Origin of the sequence: Jiangella rhizosphaerae, from assembly GCF_003579925.1 — a bacterium.
Taxonomy (GTDB): domain Bacteria; phylum Actinomycetota; class Actinomycetes; order Jiangellales; family Jiangellaceae; genus Jiangella; species Jiangella rhizosphaerae.
In genome coordinates this window covers 30,237-46,211 of sequence record NZ_QUAL01000154.1, presented here as the reverse complement: position 1 = coordinate 46,211, position 15,975 = coordinate 30,237, and the positions used below count along the sequence as shown (strand labels likewise).

The following is a 15,975-nucleotide window of genomic DNA, read 5'->3' as shown; positions in this document are numbered from 1 at the left end:
CCGCCACAAACGCCGACCGCGAGGACCCAGGCGGCGGCGAGTCCCACAAGGGAAGGGAGATCAGCGGGGTGGGGCCGTGCTCTCCCGGGTGACCAGACTGGTGGCGAGCTCGATGCGCAGCGGCTGGTCGGTGCCGGGCGGGTCGAGGACGGTACGGATCGCGATGCGGGCCATCTCCAGCAGCGGCTGCCGGACCGTCGTGAGCGCGGGCGAGACCCACTCGCACAGCGCGACGTCGTCGAAGCCGACGACGCTGAGCTGGTCGGGGAGCCGCAGCCCGCGGCGGTGCGCCTCGGCGTAGACGCCCGTGGCCTGCAGGTCCGAGCCGGCGAAGATGGCCGTCGGCGGGTCCGGCAGGTCGAGCAGCGTCCGCGCCTGTTCGGCGCCGCCGCCCGGGCGGAAGTCGCCGAAGCGGACGAGAGCCTCGTCCACCGGCAGGCCGGCCCGGCCGAGCGCGGCGCGGTACCCCTCGACGCGCTGCTGGCTGCAGACCAGCTCCGGTGGACCGGTGATGGCGCCGATGCGCCGGTGCCCCAGCCCGATCAGATGCTCGGTGGCGGCGAGCGCGCCGGCCCAGTTCGTGACGCCGACGGTCGGGATGGCGGGGTCGAACCCGCCGACCGGGTCGACCAGCACGAACGGGATGCCGGCCGCGGTGAGCCGGCGAGCGCCGCCGGCCGGCAACGGCGCCAGCGCCAGCAGGACGCCGTCGGAGCGGCGGGCCGTGACGCGGTCGAGCCAGCTCGCGTCGTCGCGGCCTTCGGTGGAGGTGACGACGACGGCGGCGCCGGCCCGGCGCGCCTCCTGCTCGGCGCCGCGCAGCACGTCCATCGACCACGGTGTGTCGATCTCGGAGATGACGAGATCGATGAGGCCGGTGCGCTCCTCGACCCGGGTTCCGCGGCGCTCGTAGCCGCGGGCGTCGAGCAGGTCCTGGACGCGAGCGCGGGTGGCCGGCGCGACCTCCGTCCGGCCGTTGAGCACCTTGCTGACCGTCGCCTCGGAGACGCCGGCCTCGCGGGCGATCTCCGCGATGGTCACCCGCGCGCGCTCCGTCGTCACGGCGCCGGCCTGCCCGCGGCACGCAGCCGGACGTCGTCGCGGGCGTCGACCAGCCACGACATCGCCTCGACGCCCTCGACGACGGGGTTGGCCAGCTCACCCACGCCCCCGACGTCGATGCGGACGACATCGCCGGAACGCAGCGTCCACGGCGCGGCCGGAACCAGGCAGGTGCCGGTCGACAGCACGGCGCCGTCGGGGAACACGTCGGCGCGCAGCAGGAACGACACCAGCTCGTCGAACCGCCGGCGCAACTGGCCGGTGTTCGCCGTCCCGGACCAGTCCTCGGCGCCGTCGCGCTCGATCGTCATCGACACCGGCAAGGCGTACGGGTCGGGCACCTCCCACGCCGGACGGATGCCCGGGCCGACGGCGCACGCACCGAGGTAGGCCTTGGCCTGCGGCAGGTAGAGCGGGTTCTCGCCCTCGATGGTCCGCGACGAGACGTCGTCGCAGACGGTGTACCCGGCGATCTCGCCGTGCGCGGTGACGACGACGGCGACCTCCGGCTCCGGCACGTCGACGCGGGAGTCGGCGCGGACGGCGATCGGCTCGCCGTGGCCGACCACTCGCCAGGCGACGGACTTGAAGAACAGCTCCGGCCGCTCGGCGTCGTAGACCAGCTCGTAGACGGACGCGGCGCGCTCGCTCTCCTCGATCCGCGCCTCCTCGGAGACCTTGTACGTGACGCCGCAGGCCCAGACCTCGGTGCCGCCGTCGACCGGAGGCAGCAGCGAGACGCCGGCAAGGGGGAACGACGGTCCCGACGCGCCCTCGACCACCGGCCGCAGCGACGTCAGCGGCAGCCACCACAGCTCGCCGAGCGACCCCACACCGTCCAGCGTGGTGACGGTGCCGCCGTCGAGGACGCCGACGCTCGCGGCCGGAGAGTCGGGGGTGGCGAACCTGACCAGCAACACAGCGCGTCTCCGTCCGTCGTCCGAAAGTTTCGGAGCCGCCACCGTAACGAGCGTCACAGCTGCACGTCAATGGTCCATCATCAACCCACGTCCAGCCCTTGCGGTCGCGATCGGCGCGGGCCTAGGGTGGCGTAACACCCAAGAAACTTTCGGCTGGAGGCCGCGCACATGAACGACTACACCCCCACCCGTGAGGACAGGTTCTCCTTCGGCCTCTGGACGGTCGGCTGGGAGGGGGTGGACGTCTTCGGCGGCGCCGTCCGGCCGCGGCTCGACCCTGCCGCCGCCGTGCACAAGCTCTCCGAGCTGGGCGCCTACGGCATCACGTTCCACGACAACGACGTCATCCCGTTCGGTGCGTCGCCGTCCGAGCGCGACGCCGCGCTCAAGCCGTTCCGCCAGGCGCTGGAGGAGACCGGGCTGCAGGTGCCGATGGTCACCACGAACCTGTTCTCGCACCCCGTCTTCCGCGACGGCGGGTTCACCAACAACGACCGCGACGTGCGCCGCTTCGCCATCCGCAAGGCCGCCGACCAGCTCGACCTCGGCGCGGAGCTGGGCGCCAAGGTGTTCGTCGCCTGGGGCGGCCGCGAGGGCGCGGAGTCCGGTGCCGCCAAGGACATCCGGGCCGCGCTCGACCGCTACAAGGAGGCGTTCGACCTCCTCGGCCAGTACATCCTCGACCGCGGCTACGACATCAAGGTCGCCATCGAGCCGAAGCCGAACGAGCCGCGCGGCGACATCCTGCTGCCCACCATCGGCCACGCCATCGCCTTCATCAACGAGCTCGAGCACCCCGAGCTGGTGGGCCTCAACCCCGAGGTGGGGCACGAGGAGATGGCGTCGATGAACTACGCGCACGGCATCGCCCAGGCGCTCTGGCACGGCAAGCTCTTCCACATCGACCTCAACGGCCAGACCGGCCCGCGCTACGACCAGGACCTCCGCTTCGGCGCCGGGAACGCGCGCGGGGCGTTCTGGACCGTGGACATCATCGAGTCCGGCGGCTACGACGGCCCGCGGCACTTCGACTTCAAGCCACCGCGCACCGAGGACATGGACGGCGTGTGGGCGTCGGCTGCGGGCTGCATGCGCAACTACCTGATCCTGCGCGAGAAGACCGCCGCGTTCCGCGCCGACCCCGAGGTCCAGGAGGCGCTGGCGGCGGCCCGGCTCGACCAGCTCGCCACGCCCACCGCGGCGCCGGGCGAGACCGTCGACTCCTTCCGCAACGACGAGTTCGACCCGGACGAGGCGGCGCAGCGCGGCATGGCGTTCGAGCGGCTGGACCAGCTGGCGCTGGACTACCTGTACGGCGTGCGATGACGGTGTCCGGCTTCGTCGCCGTCGACGGGTCCCGGCTCGTCGGCGGCGACGGATCCCCCTTGGTGCTGCGTGGGTTAGGCCTGGGCGGCTGGATGAACATGGAGAACTTCATCACCGGCTACCCGTCGACGGAGTCACTGCAGCGCAAGGCGTTGCGCCGCGTGCTCGGCGACGAGGCCTACGAGCGGTTCTTCGACTCGTTCCTCACCTCCTTCTTCACCGACGACGACGCCGCCCACCTGGCCTCCCTGGGGCTGAACTCGCTGCGCGTCCCGTTCAACTACCGGCACTTCGAGGACGACGACCGGCCGTTCGAGCTGAAGGAGTCCGGCTTCCGCAGGCTGGACACCGTCGTCGATGCCTGCGCCCGCCACGGCATCTACACGATCCTCGACCTGCACGCGCTGCCCGGCGCCCAGAACCAGCACTGGCACAGCGACAACCCCACGCACTACGCGCAGTTCTGGAACCACCGGCACTTCCAGGACCGCGTGGTGCACCTGTGGGAGGCGCTGGCCGACCGCTACAAGACCAACCCGTGGGTCGCGGGCTACAACCCGGTCAACGAGCCGGGCGACGCCACCGGCGAGGTGGTCGGCCCGTTCTACCAGCGGCTCGAGGCGGCCATCCGCGCCGTCGATCCGCACCACGTGCTCTTCCTCGACGGCAACCGGTACTCGACGGAGTTCCACATGTTCGGCGACCCGCTGCCGAACACCGTCTACACCGCCCACGACTACGCCCTGCCCGGCTTCGTCGACGGCGGGCCGTATCCCGGTGAGAGCCGCGGCCAGTACGTCGACCGCGCCTACGTCGAGAAGACGTTCCTTGCCCGCACCGAGTTCATGCGCAACACCGGCACCCCGATCTGGATCGGCGAGTTCGGTCCCGTCTACACCGGCGACCCCGCCCGCGACGAGCAGCGCTACCGGTTGCTCGAGGACCAGCTCACGCTGTACCGCGAGCACGGGGCCAGCTGGGCGCTGTGGACGTACAAGGACATCGGGCTGCAGGGGCTGACGTATGCGCGGGCCGACTCACCGTACCTGCGCCGCATCGCGCCGGTGCTGAAGAAGAAGGCGCGGCTGGGGGTCGACGCCTGGGGGTCGGTCGACGACGGTGTGCGCTCCGTGCTCGACCCCATCGACGAATTGTTCGAGAAGGAATTCCCCGACTACGCGCCGTTCCCGTGGGGCCGCAAGCGCTGGGTCGACGTGCTGGTCCGGCACATCCTGCTGGCCGAGCCCATGGCCGGTGACTTCGCCCGCTGCTTCGAGGGCGTCACCCCCGACGAGGCCGCCGAGCTGGGCGCGTCGTTCGCGTTCGCGGCGTGCGACCGGCGCGAACCGCTCGCGGACCTGCTGGCCCGCTACGCGAGCTGAGGCCCTCCGCTCATGGTTGAGGGATCGGTGTCGCCTGGGCGGCACCGATCCCTCAACCATCCAGTGTGGGCGCACGAGCGCTCATCCGGTCCGGGCCGCTCGAGCGAGGGCGTCGAGGCCGCGGGCGACGTCGGCGTCGTCGGTGGACCAGTTGCTCACCGAGATGCGCAGCACCTCGCGGCCGCGCCACAGCGAGCCGGTCATCCACACCGTGCCGTCGGCCATGAGCCGCCGGCCCACCTCGCGGGTCCGCTCGTCGTCGCCGAAGGCGAGGCAGACCTGGGTGAACACGACGTCGTTGAGCACCTCGGCGCCCGGGACGGCTCGCGCGCCGTCGGCGAACGCGGTCGCGTGGCGGCACAACCGGTCGACCAGACCGGCCAGCCCGGACCGGCCGAGCGAGCGCAGCGCCGCCCACACCGGCACCGACCGCGCCCGCCGCGACAGCTCCGGAACCCGCTCGTACGGCTCGAGGTAGGTCGCGTCGGTGACCAGGTAGTCCGCGTGATAGCTCATGGCCGACCGCAGCGCCGCGGGGTCGCGGACGGCGACGATGCCACTGTCGTACGGCACGTTGAGGGTCTTGTGCGCGTCGGTCGCCCACGAGTCGGCCGCCCCGGCTGCCGCCACCAGGTCCCGGGTGTGCGGCGACGCGCCCGCCCACAGCCCGAACGCGCCGTCGACGTGCACCCAGGCACCGACGGCGTGAGCGGCCGGGATGACCTCGGCGAACGGGTCGAAGCCGCCGGAGTGGATGTTGCCGGCCTGCAGGCAGACGATGACCGGCCCGGCCGCGTCACCCGAGGCGAGGGCCGCGGCGAACGCGTCGGCCCGCATCCGGCCCTGGTCGTCGACGGCGACCGCTTCCGGCGCGCCGAGGCCGAGGTAGCGCAGTGCGGAGTCGACGGAGTCGTGCCGCTCCTCGCCGACCAGCACCCGGACCCGCGGCGCCCCGGCCAGTCCGTGCGCGCCGACGTCCCAGCCGGCCCGCGCGAGAACGGCGTCGCGTGCGGCCGCCAGGCCGGCGAAGTTCGCCATGGTCGCGCCGGTGACGAAGCCGACGCCCGCGCCGGACGGCAGCCCCAGCAGGTCGAGCAGCCAGGCCGCCGCGATGTCGTCGACGGCGGTGCCGGCGGGGCTGGCGGCGCGCAGCGCGGCGTTCTGGTCCCAGGCGCTGACCAGCCAGTCCGCCGCGAGCGCTGCCGGCAGCGTGCCGCCGATGACGAACCCGAAGAACCGGCCCGACGGCGTCGCCACCAGTCCCGGCTCGGCGGCGTCGGCCAGTAGCCGCACCACGTCAGCGGGATCACTCGGTCCGTCGGGCAGCTGCGTCCCGAGCGCCGCCCGCACGTCGTCGGCGGAGACGACGGCCCGCACCGTCCGCTCGCCGAGCGTGTCGAGCCAGGCCCGGGCCCTGCTGCTGGCGACGTCGAGCGCCGCGTCGAAGTCCTTGCGTGGTGCGCTCATGCCGACCCCCTGTCCGGCACCGTACACCTCGCCGCGGCGGTGCAGACGGTGCTGCGGGCGCTGGTCGCGCGCCGGCCGTGTGTGTCGGTGCCGGTCGCTATCGTCCGCCGCATGACCAGCGACCTCTGCTGCCCCGTCGTCGAGCTGCGGCAGTACACCGTGCACGCCGACCGCCGCGACGACCTCGTCACCCTGTTCGACCGCGAGTTCGTCGAGACGCAGGAGGTGCTCGGCATGCGCCTGGTCGGGCAGTTCCGCGACCTCGACCGGCCCGACCGGTTCGTCTGGTTCCGTGGCTTCGCCGACATGCCGTCGCGCGCGGCGGCCCTGACGGCGTTCTACTCCGGCCCGGTCTGGAAGGAACACGGCGCGGCCGCCAACGCCACCATGATCGACAGCGACGACGTCCACCTGCTGCGTCCGGCCGACGACGGCGCGGGCTTTCCGCTCCCGGGGGTGGGCGGCGCCGCGGAGCGACCACCCGCCGACGCGACCCTGACGCCGTCGTCGCTGGTGGCGGTGGCCGTGTACTCGGTGGCGGGCGACCTGCGCGAGTTCGGCCGCTTCTTCGCCGCCGAGGTCCAGCCTGCACTGGGCGTCGTCCCGCTGGCCCGGCTCGAGACCGACCCGTCGCCGAACACCTACCCGGCGCTGCCGGTGCGCACCGGCGAGAACGCGTTCGTCTGCGTGGCCCGCTTCGACGACGCCACCGCGCACGCCGATCAACTGGCCGCGTGGGAGCGGCAGACCGGCCTGCGCGCCGAGCTGGACCGGCGACTGGCCCGACCGCCCCTGACCCTGCGGCTCGCGCCCACCGCCCGGTCGCTGCTGCGCTGAGCACGATTGGACCAGTTGCGGCCCGGCCCGCCGGAAAGGGCGCTGGCCTGCGGCATCACCGGGCTCAGCCGGGCACGACTGGTCTAATGCAGCTTCGCCCTTCGCCTGGTGCCCTCCTGCGGCAGCGACTATAAAGGTGCGCACCTCACCACAGTCGAGGAGCACACGGACATGGCGAACGACGCATTCGGGTCGGCGACCGGCAAGGTCGCGCAGGTCCGCGGGCGCCTGCTCGAACTCATCGACAACGGCGACGAAGGCGTCGCGCTCCCGTCGGAACGCCGGTTGGCGCACGACTGGGGAGTGGCCCGCATGACCCTGCGGCGGGCCCTCGACGACCTGGCGACGGCCGGGTTCGTCGTACGTGAGCACGGCCGGGGCAACTTCGTCGCGCGACCGAAGTTGAACCGCCGGCTCGCCATGACCTCGTTCTCCGAAGAGATGCGCAGCCGCGGCCTCGTCCCGGGCAGCGAGACGCTGGAGTTCCGGCGGCTCCCGGCCGACCCGCGGCACGCACGCACGCTGCGCATCCCCGTCAACACCCCGATCGTCCGCTTCACCAGGCTCCGCACCGCCGACGGCGACCCCATCGGCCTGGAGACCACCTGGGTGGCCGACGACGTCGTGCCCGGTCTCACGCCCGCGGACCTCAACGGCTCCTGGTACGACCTCCTGGCCGGCCGCTACGGCATCCCGATCATGACCGGGCGCACCACCATCGAGCCGACGCTGCTCGACGAGCAGGACGCCGCGCTGCTGCACACCGAGCCGGGGCGGCCGGCGTTCCAGCTCGACGTCGTCACCTTCGGCGCCAACGGCCGGGTCGTCGAGTGCGGCACCGACATCTTCCGGGGCGACCGGTTCCAGCTCACGGCCGAGCTGCGACCGGTTCCGGCGCCGGCCATGCGCCGCGTCCGGCGACCCGCCTGACCGACATCTCCGCCCCGTCGAGGGCGGCCCCACGAAAGAGAGCAACCCATGAGTGCACGTCCGCGCGCCCGCACGGTCCTGATACCGGCCCTCGCGCTGCTGGCGGTAGCCGCCGGCTGCGGCTCCGACGACGGCGGCGGCTCCACCGGCGAGGGCGACCAGATCGAACTGACCTACTGGACCCACACGCACCCGCCGATGACCGAGCTGAACGAGCAGCTCATCGCGGAGTACGAAGAGGCCAACCCGAACGTGAAGATCACCTACGAGACGATCCCGAACAACGACTTCGGCACCAAGATGCTGACGTCACTGAGCAACGGGTCCGGCCCCGACATCATCAACATGGACGACAGCGCGCTGCGCGGCGAGTACATCCCGAAGGACCTGCTGGCGCCCATCGACCCGGCGGCGTTCGGCGCGGGCTCCGTCGAGGAGCTCGAGGGCCGTTACGTCGACGGCACGCTCGACGGCGCGAAGGGCGACGACAGCACCCTCTACGGCGTGCCGAGCGAGTTCAACGCCACGGCGTTCGCCATCAACACCCAGCACTTCGCCGACGCCGGGCTCGACCCCGCCAGCCCGCCCGCCACCTGGGACGACGTGGCCGAGTACGGCCAGCAGCTGGTCGCCGCCGGACACGAGGGCTTCAACTTCGTCTACCTGCACTCCGGCTGGTACACCCAGCAGCTGCAGACCCTGTTGAACGAGACCGGCGGCTCCATCCTCACCGAGGACGGCACCGGGTCGGCGCTGACGGAGCCGGAATCGGTCGAGGCGCTGCAGATCTGGTACGACCTCATCCGCGAGGACCAGGTGGGCGACGCCGACACCGCCTCGCGCGAGGCGACGTCGCCGTTCGAGGACTTCGCGTCGGGCCGCCGCTCGATGACGATGATCTACCCGTGGGCGGTCGAGCAGATCGCCATCGACAATCCCGAGACGTTCGAGAACCTGGCCGTCGTGCCGCTCCCGCAGGTCGACCCGGCCAACCCGTCCGGGCGTTGGTATGGCTACTACTTCGCCGTGAACAAGGCCTCCGAGCAGCAGGAGGAGGCCTGGAAGTTCATCGAGTACATGACGTCGCAGCACGAGCGCTGGCTCTCCGACGTCAGCTTCGTGCAGCCGCTGAAGGACTGGGAGCAGTCGCCCGCCGCAGCTGACATCCCCTTCATCGACGTCTGGTCGCAGGCCTACCAGCAGGGCAAGTTCGACGAGGTCGGGCCGCACTGGAGCGAGGTGCAGGACGCCATCAAGGCGGCGGTCGAGCGGTCGATCTTCGATGGACAGCCGCCGGCCGAGAGTCTCGAGGAGGCCTCGGAGTCGGTCGAGCAGAGCGTCACGAGTTAGTCGCATGGCGTTGACTCGAACCGCACCGGGCCGGGCCCGCACCGCGCGGGCCCGGCCCCCAGCGCCCGCCGCCTCCGGCTGGCGCCGTCGCCGCGACGCCGTCGGCCTGCTGTTCGCGCTGCCCGCGCTGGTGCTCTTCGCGGCGTTCGCGATCTATCCGATGCTGCGGGTGTTCCAGCTCAGCCTGTACGACTACAACCTGACCAGCCCGCCGGTCTGGGTCGGGCTGGACAACTTCACCTTCCTCTTCGGCGACGACCGGTTCCTCGCCTCGCTCGGCGCCTCGCTGTTCTACGTGGTCGTGACCTACGGCCCAGCGGTGCTGCTGGCGCTGGTCCTGGCACTCGGCCTCAACACGCGGATGCGCGGCAGCGCGTTCGTCCGGCTGATGTACTTCGCGCCGGTCGCGACGTCGTGGGTGGCGGTCTCGGTCATCTGGCGGCTGGTGCTGCAGCCCGAGGGCCTGCTCAACCAGACGCTGAACACCGACATCCCGTGGCTGACGTCGAGCACCTGGGCCAAGTGGGCCATCGCCATCGCGGCGATCTGGAAGGAGGTCGGGTTCTTCCTGATCATCTTCCTCGCCGGCCTGCAGAACATTCCGAAGGACCTGCAGGAGGCGGCGGCGCTCGACGGCGCCGGCTCGCTGCGGCGGTTGCGCTACGTGACCCTGCCGCTGCTCAAGCCGATCAGCGTCGTCGTCCTGGTCATGGCCGTCATCCGCGGCTTCCAGTCGTTCAGCCCGCAGGTGGTGCTCACCGGCGGCAGCTTCGGCACCGAGGTGATCAACCTGTTCGTGTACAAGACGGCGTTCGCCAGCGCCCGCATGGGCCGCGCGTCCGCCGTCGCCGTCCTCATGTTCGTCCTGCTGCTCATGGTGACATTCGTGCAGCTGCGGGCGCTGAGGAGGTCGGCATGAGCGCCGCAGTGGCGCAGCGCCCGGCGGCGCCGGCGCGTCCGGTCTCCCGCCGGCGCCGGCCGGTCGGCAGGGTCGTCGTCCTCCTGCTGCTCTTGGCCGGCGGACTGGTGTTCGCGTCGGTGTTCGTCTACGCGGCGCTGTCAGCGGTGAAGCCGGCCGACGAGATCCTGGCCAACCCGATGCGCTGGCTGCCGTCGCAGTGGCTCTGGAGCAACTTCGCGCTGCCGTTCCAAGAGACGCCGTTCGCCCGGTACTACCTCAACAGCACCGTGGTCGGGGTGTCGGTGACGGTGCTCAACGTCATCACCTGCACGCTGGCCGGCTACAGCTTCTCGAAGTTCACCTACCGCGGCCGCAACGTGCTGTTCCTGGTCGTGCTGGCGACGCTGATGGTGCCGCTCGAGGTCATCTACGTCCCGCTCTACGCGCTGGTGTTCGACCTGGGCTGGGTCAACAGCTTCGCCGGGCTGATCATCCCGTCGGCCACCAGCGCGTTCGGGATCTTCCTCATGCGCCAGAGCATCGACGGCCTGCCGGACGAGTTGCTCGAGGCGGCCCGCATCGACGGCGCCGGCGAGCTGCGCATCCTGTGGAACGTCGTGGCGCCGATGATGGTCTCGCCCATGGCGGCGCTGGCCCTGTTCATCTTCATGACCAACTGGGACAGCCATCTGTGGCCGCTGCTGGTCGGCAACGACGCCGAGCACCAGACGCTGCCGGTCGGGCTGGCGGCCATGCAGGCCAACAACCTCGGCTCCGGCGGCATCCCGATGATGATGGCGGCGGCCCTGCTGGCCCTGCTGCCCACGCTGCTGCTCTTCCTGGTGCTGCAGCGCAAGTTCGTCGAAGGGATCACCATGACGGCGGGGATCAAGTGAGCCTGGAACTGGCCGTCGACGGCGGGCAGACGAACCTGCGGATGGCCCTGGTCCGCGACGGCGCGGTCGCCGAGATCGCGCACGCGGGCGGCTTCGCCTACAGCGGCCGGACCGACCTGCTCGACAGCGTCGCCGAAGCCGTCACCGAGGCGTACGACGCCCTCGGCGCACCGGCGGGCATCGAGCGGATCTGCCTCGGCCTCACCGCCGCGCCGCTGCAGCCGGAGCGCCGGCTGCGGCTGGCCGAGCGAATCAGCGACCGGCTGGGCGGCACCGAGGTCTGGCTCGGGCCGGACATGGTGACGGCGCACGCGGGTGCGCTCGGCGGCGCCGCCGGGGTCGTGACGACGGCCGGTACCGGCGTGGTGTGCCTCGGCATCGCCGCCGACGGGTCCGCGCACCAGGCCGACGGCCACGGGTACCTGCTGGGCGACTCGGGCAGTGGGTTCGCCGTCGGCCGGGCGGCGTTGCGCGCGGTCATGGCCGAGCGCGACGGCCGCGGCCCGGCCACCGCGCTCACCGGCGCCGCACGCGAGGCGTTCGGCGACCTCGCCGGCCTGTCGCAGCGCATCTACACCTCGCCCGCGCCCGTGCGGATCGTCGCGAGTTGCACGCCGTGGGTCGCGGCGGTCGCCCGCGCCGGCGACCCCGTGGCACGCGACATCTGGGCCGGCGCCGTCGACGACCTGGTGGCGACGACGGCGTCGGTGCTGGCCCGGGCATTCCCCGACGGCGGCTCGGACGTCCCGCTCTCCTACACCGGCGGGTTGTTCACCATCGACGACCTCGTCCGCCGGCCGTTCGTCGACGCCGTACGGGCGCGGTTTCCGCAGGTGCGGGTGCAGGAGCCGCTGGGGCCGCCGCTCGACGGCGCCGTGCGGCTGCTCGCCGACGGCCTCGGACCGTACACACCGCTGATGCTGACCGCCGGGAGTGACGCCCATGTCTGACGCCGTGTTCCCGTACCGCTCCGTCGTGGTCTCCTGCCAGGCGGGCCCGGACAATCCGCTGCACGGACCGGGGCCGATGGCGCTCATGGCGCGGGCCGCCGTAGCCGGCGGGGCAGCCGGGATCCGCGCGAACGGTCCGGCCGACGTGGCCGCCATCAGCGCCGTCGTCGACCTGCCGATCCTCGGGATCAACAAGACCGGCGACCGCGGCGGTGTCTACATCACGCCCACGTTCGGCTCCGCCGCAGCGGTGGTGCGGGCGGGGGCATCGGCGGTGGCGCTCGACGGGACGGCGCGACCACGGCCCGACGGCGGCTCGCTCACCGACCTGGTGGCCCGGATCCACGACGAGCTGGGGGTGCCCGTGATGGCCGATGTCGACTCACTGGAGTCGGGCCGGTTCGCCCGCGCGGCCGGGGCCGACCTGGTCGGGACGACGTTGTCCGGATACACCGGCGGCCCCGGTTCGGCCGCCGGCGACGGGCCCGACCTCGACCTGGTGAAGGCGCTGGCTGCCGAGCTGGACTGCCCGATCGTCGCCGAGGGCCGGTTCTGGACTCGCGAGGAGGTGCTCGCCGGGTTCGAGGCCGGCGCGCACACCGTCGTCGTCGGAACCGCGGTCACCAACCCCATGGCCATCACCCGGCGCCTGGTCGAGGCACTGCGATGAGGGTGGGTCACGGCACGGCCCTGCTGAGGGTGCCCGACGGGACGCCCATGGGCGGGTACGCCGCGCGCACCTCGCCATCGGCCGGCGTCCTGGCGCCGCTTCAGGTCGACTGCGTGTCGATCGCCTCGGGGCCGGACCGGTTCCTGCTGGTCGTGGCCGAGCTGGTCGGTGTGAATGCCGACCTGGCCGCCGAGGTCCGGCGCCGGATCGGTGATGAGGTCTGGGTGTGCGCGACGCACACGCACTCCGGCCCCGACGTCGGCTCGCGCCCGGGCGGCGGCACGACGCCCGGCACCTGGCTGACCGCCGTCGCCGACGCGGCGGACAAGGCGGCTCGGCGCGCGGTCGCGAACGAGGCCGAGTGCGAAGCGAGCCACATCTCGGGCGGGCTCGACGGTGTCGGCTCACGGCGCGCCACCGACGCCGGTGACCGGCGGGTACCGGTCGATGTACTGCGCTTCGGGCCCACCGGCCGGCCCACCGGGGTGCTGGCCGTCGTGCCGGTCCACCCGACGGTCCTACCGGCGTCGTCGACGGTGGTCAGCGGGGACCTCACGGCGTGGATCCGGGAGGAGTTGCGAGCGGCACTCGGCGGGTCGCCCTGGGTCGTCGTCGCCACCGGCGCCGCCGGCGACATCAGCACTCGCTGGACCCGCACCGCCCAGACCGTCGACGAGGGGCGGCGCCTCGCCGAGCTGGCAGCCGGGCAGTTGTCCGCGCTCGTCGCCACGCCCGGCCGCAGCTGGAGTGCCGACGACGGCATCGTCGCGGCCCGGCGGACGCTGACTCTACCGGCCCGGCAGGACGACCGGGACCGGCTCGACGGCCTGCGCGCGGAGTTCGCCGCACAGCTGGCCGAGCTCGCTGACGACGACCCGGCCGGCCGCGCCGCGGTCACGGCGCTGCAGGGCGTCGAGGCGGCTGCCGCACGCACCCACGACGACACCGCGGCCGACGCCGTCGGCCCGGACCCGGTCGCGCTGGAACTGGGCGTCGTCCGCCTCGGCGGGCTGACGATGCAAGGGATCGGCGGCGAGCCGTTCCTGTCGCTGCGCGACGCCGCGGCACCTGCGGTGCTGCTCGGGTACGCCAACGGCTACGCCGGCTACCTCCCGGCCGCGGCCGACTTCGGCACGCCCGCCTACGAGGTCCTCATCTCGCCCTTCCGCCCCGACGCCGCCGACCACGTCGCCGGGGCACTGCACGAGCTCGCCCATCGATCCAGCCACGGAGGATGATCACGTGACCAGCACCGACCTCGAGCCGATCGGCCAGGCCGCCGCCGCGCGGATCCTGCGGGAGGCGGCCGACCGGCTGATCGCCACGCAGGCCGACGCCATCTCCGCGGCCGCGCGGCTGATCACCGATGCCCTGGGCGCCGGCGGCCTGATCCAGGCCTTCGCGACCGGGCACTCGCGCTCCATCACCGCCGAGATCGTCGGCCGAGCCGGCGGGCTGGTCCCGGCGAACGCGCTGTCGATCAAGGACCTCGTCATGTACGGCGGAGCGGACCCGCGCGAGATCCTCGACCCCACCGTAGAGCGCGACCCCGCACTGGCCCAGCGCATTCTCGACCTCGCCGAGATCCACCCCAGCGACGTCTTCGTCATCACCTCGAACTCCGGCGGCAACGGCTCCGTCGTCGAGATGGCCCGGCTGGCCAAGGCGGGCGGGCACCCCCTCATCGCGATCACGTCGGTCGAGCACAGCAGCCGGATCACGTCGCGGCACCCGTCGGGGCAGCGGTTGTTCGAGCTGGCCGACGTGGTGATCGACAACGGCTCCCCGCGCGGTGACGCCACGTTGGCGCTCCCGAACGGGGTGCGCATCACGCCGACGTCGTCGCTGACCGGCGTGCTGATCGCCCAGCTGCTCGTGACCGAAGTGTGTGGCCAGCTGCTCGCGGCCGGCGAGGAGGTGCCGGTACTGGTCTCGGCGAACGTGCCCGAGGGCGACGCCCACAACGAGGCGCTCTTCGCCCGGTACGGCACGCGGCTGCGCCCGTCGGAGCCGTGAGCCGGTGACCGTCAGTCAGCCGGTGAGCGCCCCGACGACGATCTCGGCCGCGGCGGCGATGAGCGCGGAATCGGACTCCGCCTCGGGGTCGAGCCGGTTGCTGTAGATCGCGAGCACGATCGGGGCGGCGCCGGGCGGCTCGACGACGGCGATGTCGTTACGGCCGCCGTGGCCGGCCGAGCCGGTCTTGTCCGCGACCGGCCAGCCGTCGGGGACCCCGGCCCGGATCAGCTCGTCGCCGGTGGTGTTGTCACGCATGGCGTCGACCAGGACGGCGCGGTCGTCCTCGGCGAGCCGCGATGGTGCCGTCAGGTCCAGGCGAGGCCGGAGCGGATCTTCCAGTACGCGACGGGGTCCTCGGCCAGGTCCGGCAGGACGACGCCGTCGGTGCCGGCGTCGGACAGGTTGCTGAGCAGCTGGTCGACGGTGGTGGCGCCGCTCAGCGCGACGTCGACGAACGGCTGCCGTACGACGACACCCAGTGCCAGCGCGTCGGGTGCGATTCCGGCCTCCAGTGCCGCCGTGAGGAACGACTCGACGTCGCCGCGGGTGGTGAGCCGGCCGTTGGCCACGGCCTCCTTGGCGACGACGAACCAGCCGGCGTCGTGAGCACGGGCCAGTGCCGGGCCGGCCGACGGCTCGAGCAGGTTCCACGTGGCCTGCACCGCCCCGAACGGGGCCGCGGCGTCAGCCGTCATGGCCAGTGCACGGTCGATCACCGCCGCCTGGTCCGGCCCGCTCGAGGAGAAGCCGACCCGGACGCCGTCGGCCGCGAGCTGCGCCAGCCGGTCCAGCAGCCGGCGGTCGTCGAGGGCGGGGCTGTCGGAGGTGAGGCTGTGCACCAGGTACACGTCCGGCGGCCCGCCCAGCGCGTCGAGGGTCTCCGCCCACTGCCGCTCGAAGGTCGCCTGCGAGTGGTCCTTGACCTCGTGGACGGGCGCGGCGACGCGCCACTGCGCCGTGTAGGTGTAGCCCCACTTCGAGCCGATCGTGAGTTCGGCGCGCCGGCCGGGATTTGCGGCCAGCCATTCGCCGAGGAACTGCTCGGCCAGCCCGTACGACCGGGCGGCGTCGACGTAGCGGACACCCGCGGCCCAGGCGGCGTCGAGGACGGCGTGTGTGCGCTGGCGCAGTTCGTCGACGCTCGCCGACGCCGTGAAGTCGCGGCCGTGACCGAGCGTCAGGTAGCCCGGACGGCCGAGCGCGGCCAGCCCCAGCCCGATGCCACGGACGGCGAACGGATCGCGCTGCGTGGTCATCATGCCAGC

Annotated in this window: 15 protein-coding genes and 1 pseudogene; 11 read left to right on the top strand and 5 right to left on the bottom strand. The window is 72.6% G+C overall.

The features are described 5' to 3' along the window. Positions 1 to 60 precede the first annotated feature (60 nt). Both DY240_RS16180 and DY240_RS16175 read right to left on the bottom strand, forming a co-directional pair. Complete coding sequence (locus tag DY240_RS16180; RefSeq protein ID WP_119660875.1) at positions 61 to 1,062, bottom strand: LacI family DNA-binding transcriptional regulator; 1,002 nt, start codon at positions 1,060 to 1,062, stop codon at positions 61 to 63. Beyond that, the gene (locus tag DY240_RS16175; protein ID WP_119660874.1) at positions 1,059 to 1,982 is read right to left on the bottom strand and encodes a fumarylacetoacetate hydrolase family protein; all 924 of its coding nucleotides are present in this window, start codon (positions 1,980 to 1,982) and stop codon (positions 1,059 to 1,061) included. The genes DY240_RS16180 and DY240_RS16175 overlap by 4 nt, the downstream gene beginning before the upstream one ends. A gap of 168 nt (positions 1,983 to 2,150) precedes the next feature. Here DY240_RS16175 and xylA point away from each other — a divergent pair, with 168 nt between their 5' ends. Both xylA and DY240_RS16165 read left to right on the top strand, forming a co-directional pair. Continuing rightward, a complete protein-coding gene (gene xylA / locus DY240_RS16170; RefSeq protein ID WP_119660873.1) occupies positions 2,151 to 3,308 on the top strand; it encodes a xylose isomerase in 1,158 nt (385 codons plus the stop codon). After that, on the top strand, positions 3,305 to 4,690 hold the full coding sequence (locus tag DY240_RS16165) for a glycoside hydrolase family 5 protein (RefSeq protein WP_119660872.1): 1,386 nt from the start codon (positions 3,305 to 3,307) through the stop codon (positions 4,688 to 4,690). Before xylA ends, DY240_RS16165 begins: the two co-directional genes overlap by 4 nt. Positions 4,691 to 4,771: 81 nt before the next feature. On the opposite strand, the gene DY240_RS16160 is transcribed toward DY240_RS16165, so the two are convergent. Beyond that, the gene (locus DY240_RS16160) at positions 4,772 to 6,157 is read right to left on the bottom strand and encodes a pyridoxal phosphate-dependent decarboxylase family protein (RefSeq protein ID WP_119660871.1); all 1,386 of its coding nucleotides are present in this window, start codon (positions 6,155 to 6,157) and stop codon (positions 4,772 to 4,774) included. 111 nt (positions 6,158 to 6,268) lie between these two features. Here DY240_RS16160 and DY240_RS16155 point away from each other — a divergent pair, with 111 nt between their 5' ends. The 9 genes from DY240_RS16155 to DY240_RS16115 all read left to right on the top strand — a co-directional run bounded on the left by DY240_RS16155 (position 6,269) and on the right by DY240_RS16115 (position 14,707). Beyond that, positions 6,269 to 6,994, top strand: coding sequence for an NIPSNAP family protein (locus DY240_RS16155; RefSeq protein ID WP_119660895.1), 726 nt, complete (start codon positions 6,269 to 6,271; stop codon positions 6,992 to 6,994). Between the two features lie 171 nt (positions 6,995 to 7,165). After that, positions 7,166 to 7,924 (top strand): GntR family transcriptional regulator, encoded by a 759-nt coding sequence (locus DY240_RS16150; protein WP_119660870.1) that lies wholly within the window; start codon positions 7,166 to 7,168, stop codon positions 7,922 to 7,924. A 48-nt stretch (positions 7,925 to 7,972) separates the two neighbouring features. Beyond that, on the top strand, positions 7,973 to 9,274 hold the full coding sequence (locus DY240_RS16145) for an extracellular solute-binding protein (protein WP_119660869.1): 1,302 nt from the start codon (positions 7,973 to 7,975) through the stop codon (positions 9,272 to 9,274). Positions 9,275 to 9,278: 4 nt separating this feature from the next. Further along, positions 9,279 to 10,193 (top strand): carbohydrate ABC transporter permease, encoded by a 915-nt coding sequence (locus DY240_RS16140; protein WP_158602877.1) that lies wholly within the window; start codon positions 9,279 to 9,281, stop codon positions 10,191 to 10,193. Continuing rightward, on the top strand, positions 10,190 to 11,071 hold the full coding sequence (locus DY240_RS16135) for a carbohydrate ABC transporter permease (protein ID WP_119660867.1): 882 nt from the start codon (positions 10,190 to 10,192) through the stop codon (positions 11,069 to 11,071). Before DY240_RS16140 ends, DY240_RS16135 begins: the two co-directional genes overlap by 4 nt. Next, positions 11,068 to 12,021: an N-acetylglucosamine kinase gene (locus DY240_RS16130; RefSeq protein WP_119660866.1), complete on the top strand. Its 954-nt coding sequence runs from the start codon at positions 11,068 to 11,070 to the stop codon at positions 12,019 to 12,021. The genes DY240_RS16135 and DY240_RS16130 overlap by 4 nt, the downstream gene beginning before the upstream one ends. Further along, positions 12,014 to 12,691, top strand: coding sequence for an N-acetylmannosamine-6-phosphate 2-epimerase (locus DY240_RS16125; protein WP_119660894.1), 678 nt, complete (start codon positions 12,014 to 12,016; stop codon positions 12,689 to 12,691). Before DY240_RS16130 ends, DY240_RS16125 begins: the two co-directional genes overlap by 8 nt. Continuing rightward, positions 12,688 to 13,929, top strand: a complete 1,242-nt coding sequence (locus tag DY240_RS16120; protein WP_147375354.1) for a hypothetical protein — start codon at positions 12,688 to 12,690, stop codon at positions 13,927 to 13,929. Before DY240_RS16125 ends, DY240_RS16120 begins: the two co-directional genes overlap by 4 nt. 4 nt (positions 13,930 to 13,933) lie before the next feature. Continuing rightward, positions 13,934 to 14,707: a sugar isomerase domain-containing protein gene (locus DY240_RS16115; protein ID WP_199701598.1), complete on the top strand. Its 774-nt coding sequence runs from the start codon at positions 13,934 to 13,936 to the stop codon at positions 14,705 to 14,707. 15 nt (positions 14,708 to 14,722) lie between these two features. Here DY240_RS16115 and DY240_RS33370 read toward each other — a convergent pair. Continuing rightward, positions 14,723 to 15,121: pseudogene (locus DY240_RS33370) on the bottom strand (serine hydrolase); the annotation flags it as partial. Beyond that, entirely contained in the window at positions 15,016 to 15,966 is a 951-nt protein-coding gene (locus DY240_RS33365; protein ID WP_119660892.1) for an aldo/keto reductase, read from the bottom strand. The gene DY240_RS33365 and the pseudogene DY240_RS33370, both read right to left, overlap by 106 nt. Between the last annotated feature and the right edge of the window lie 9 nt (positions 15,967 to 15,975).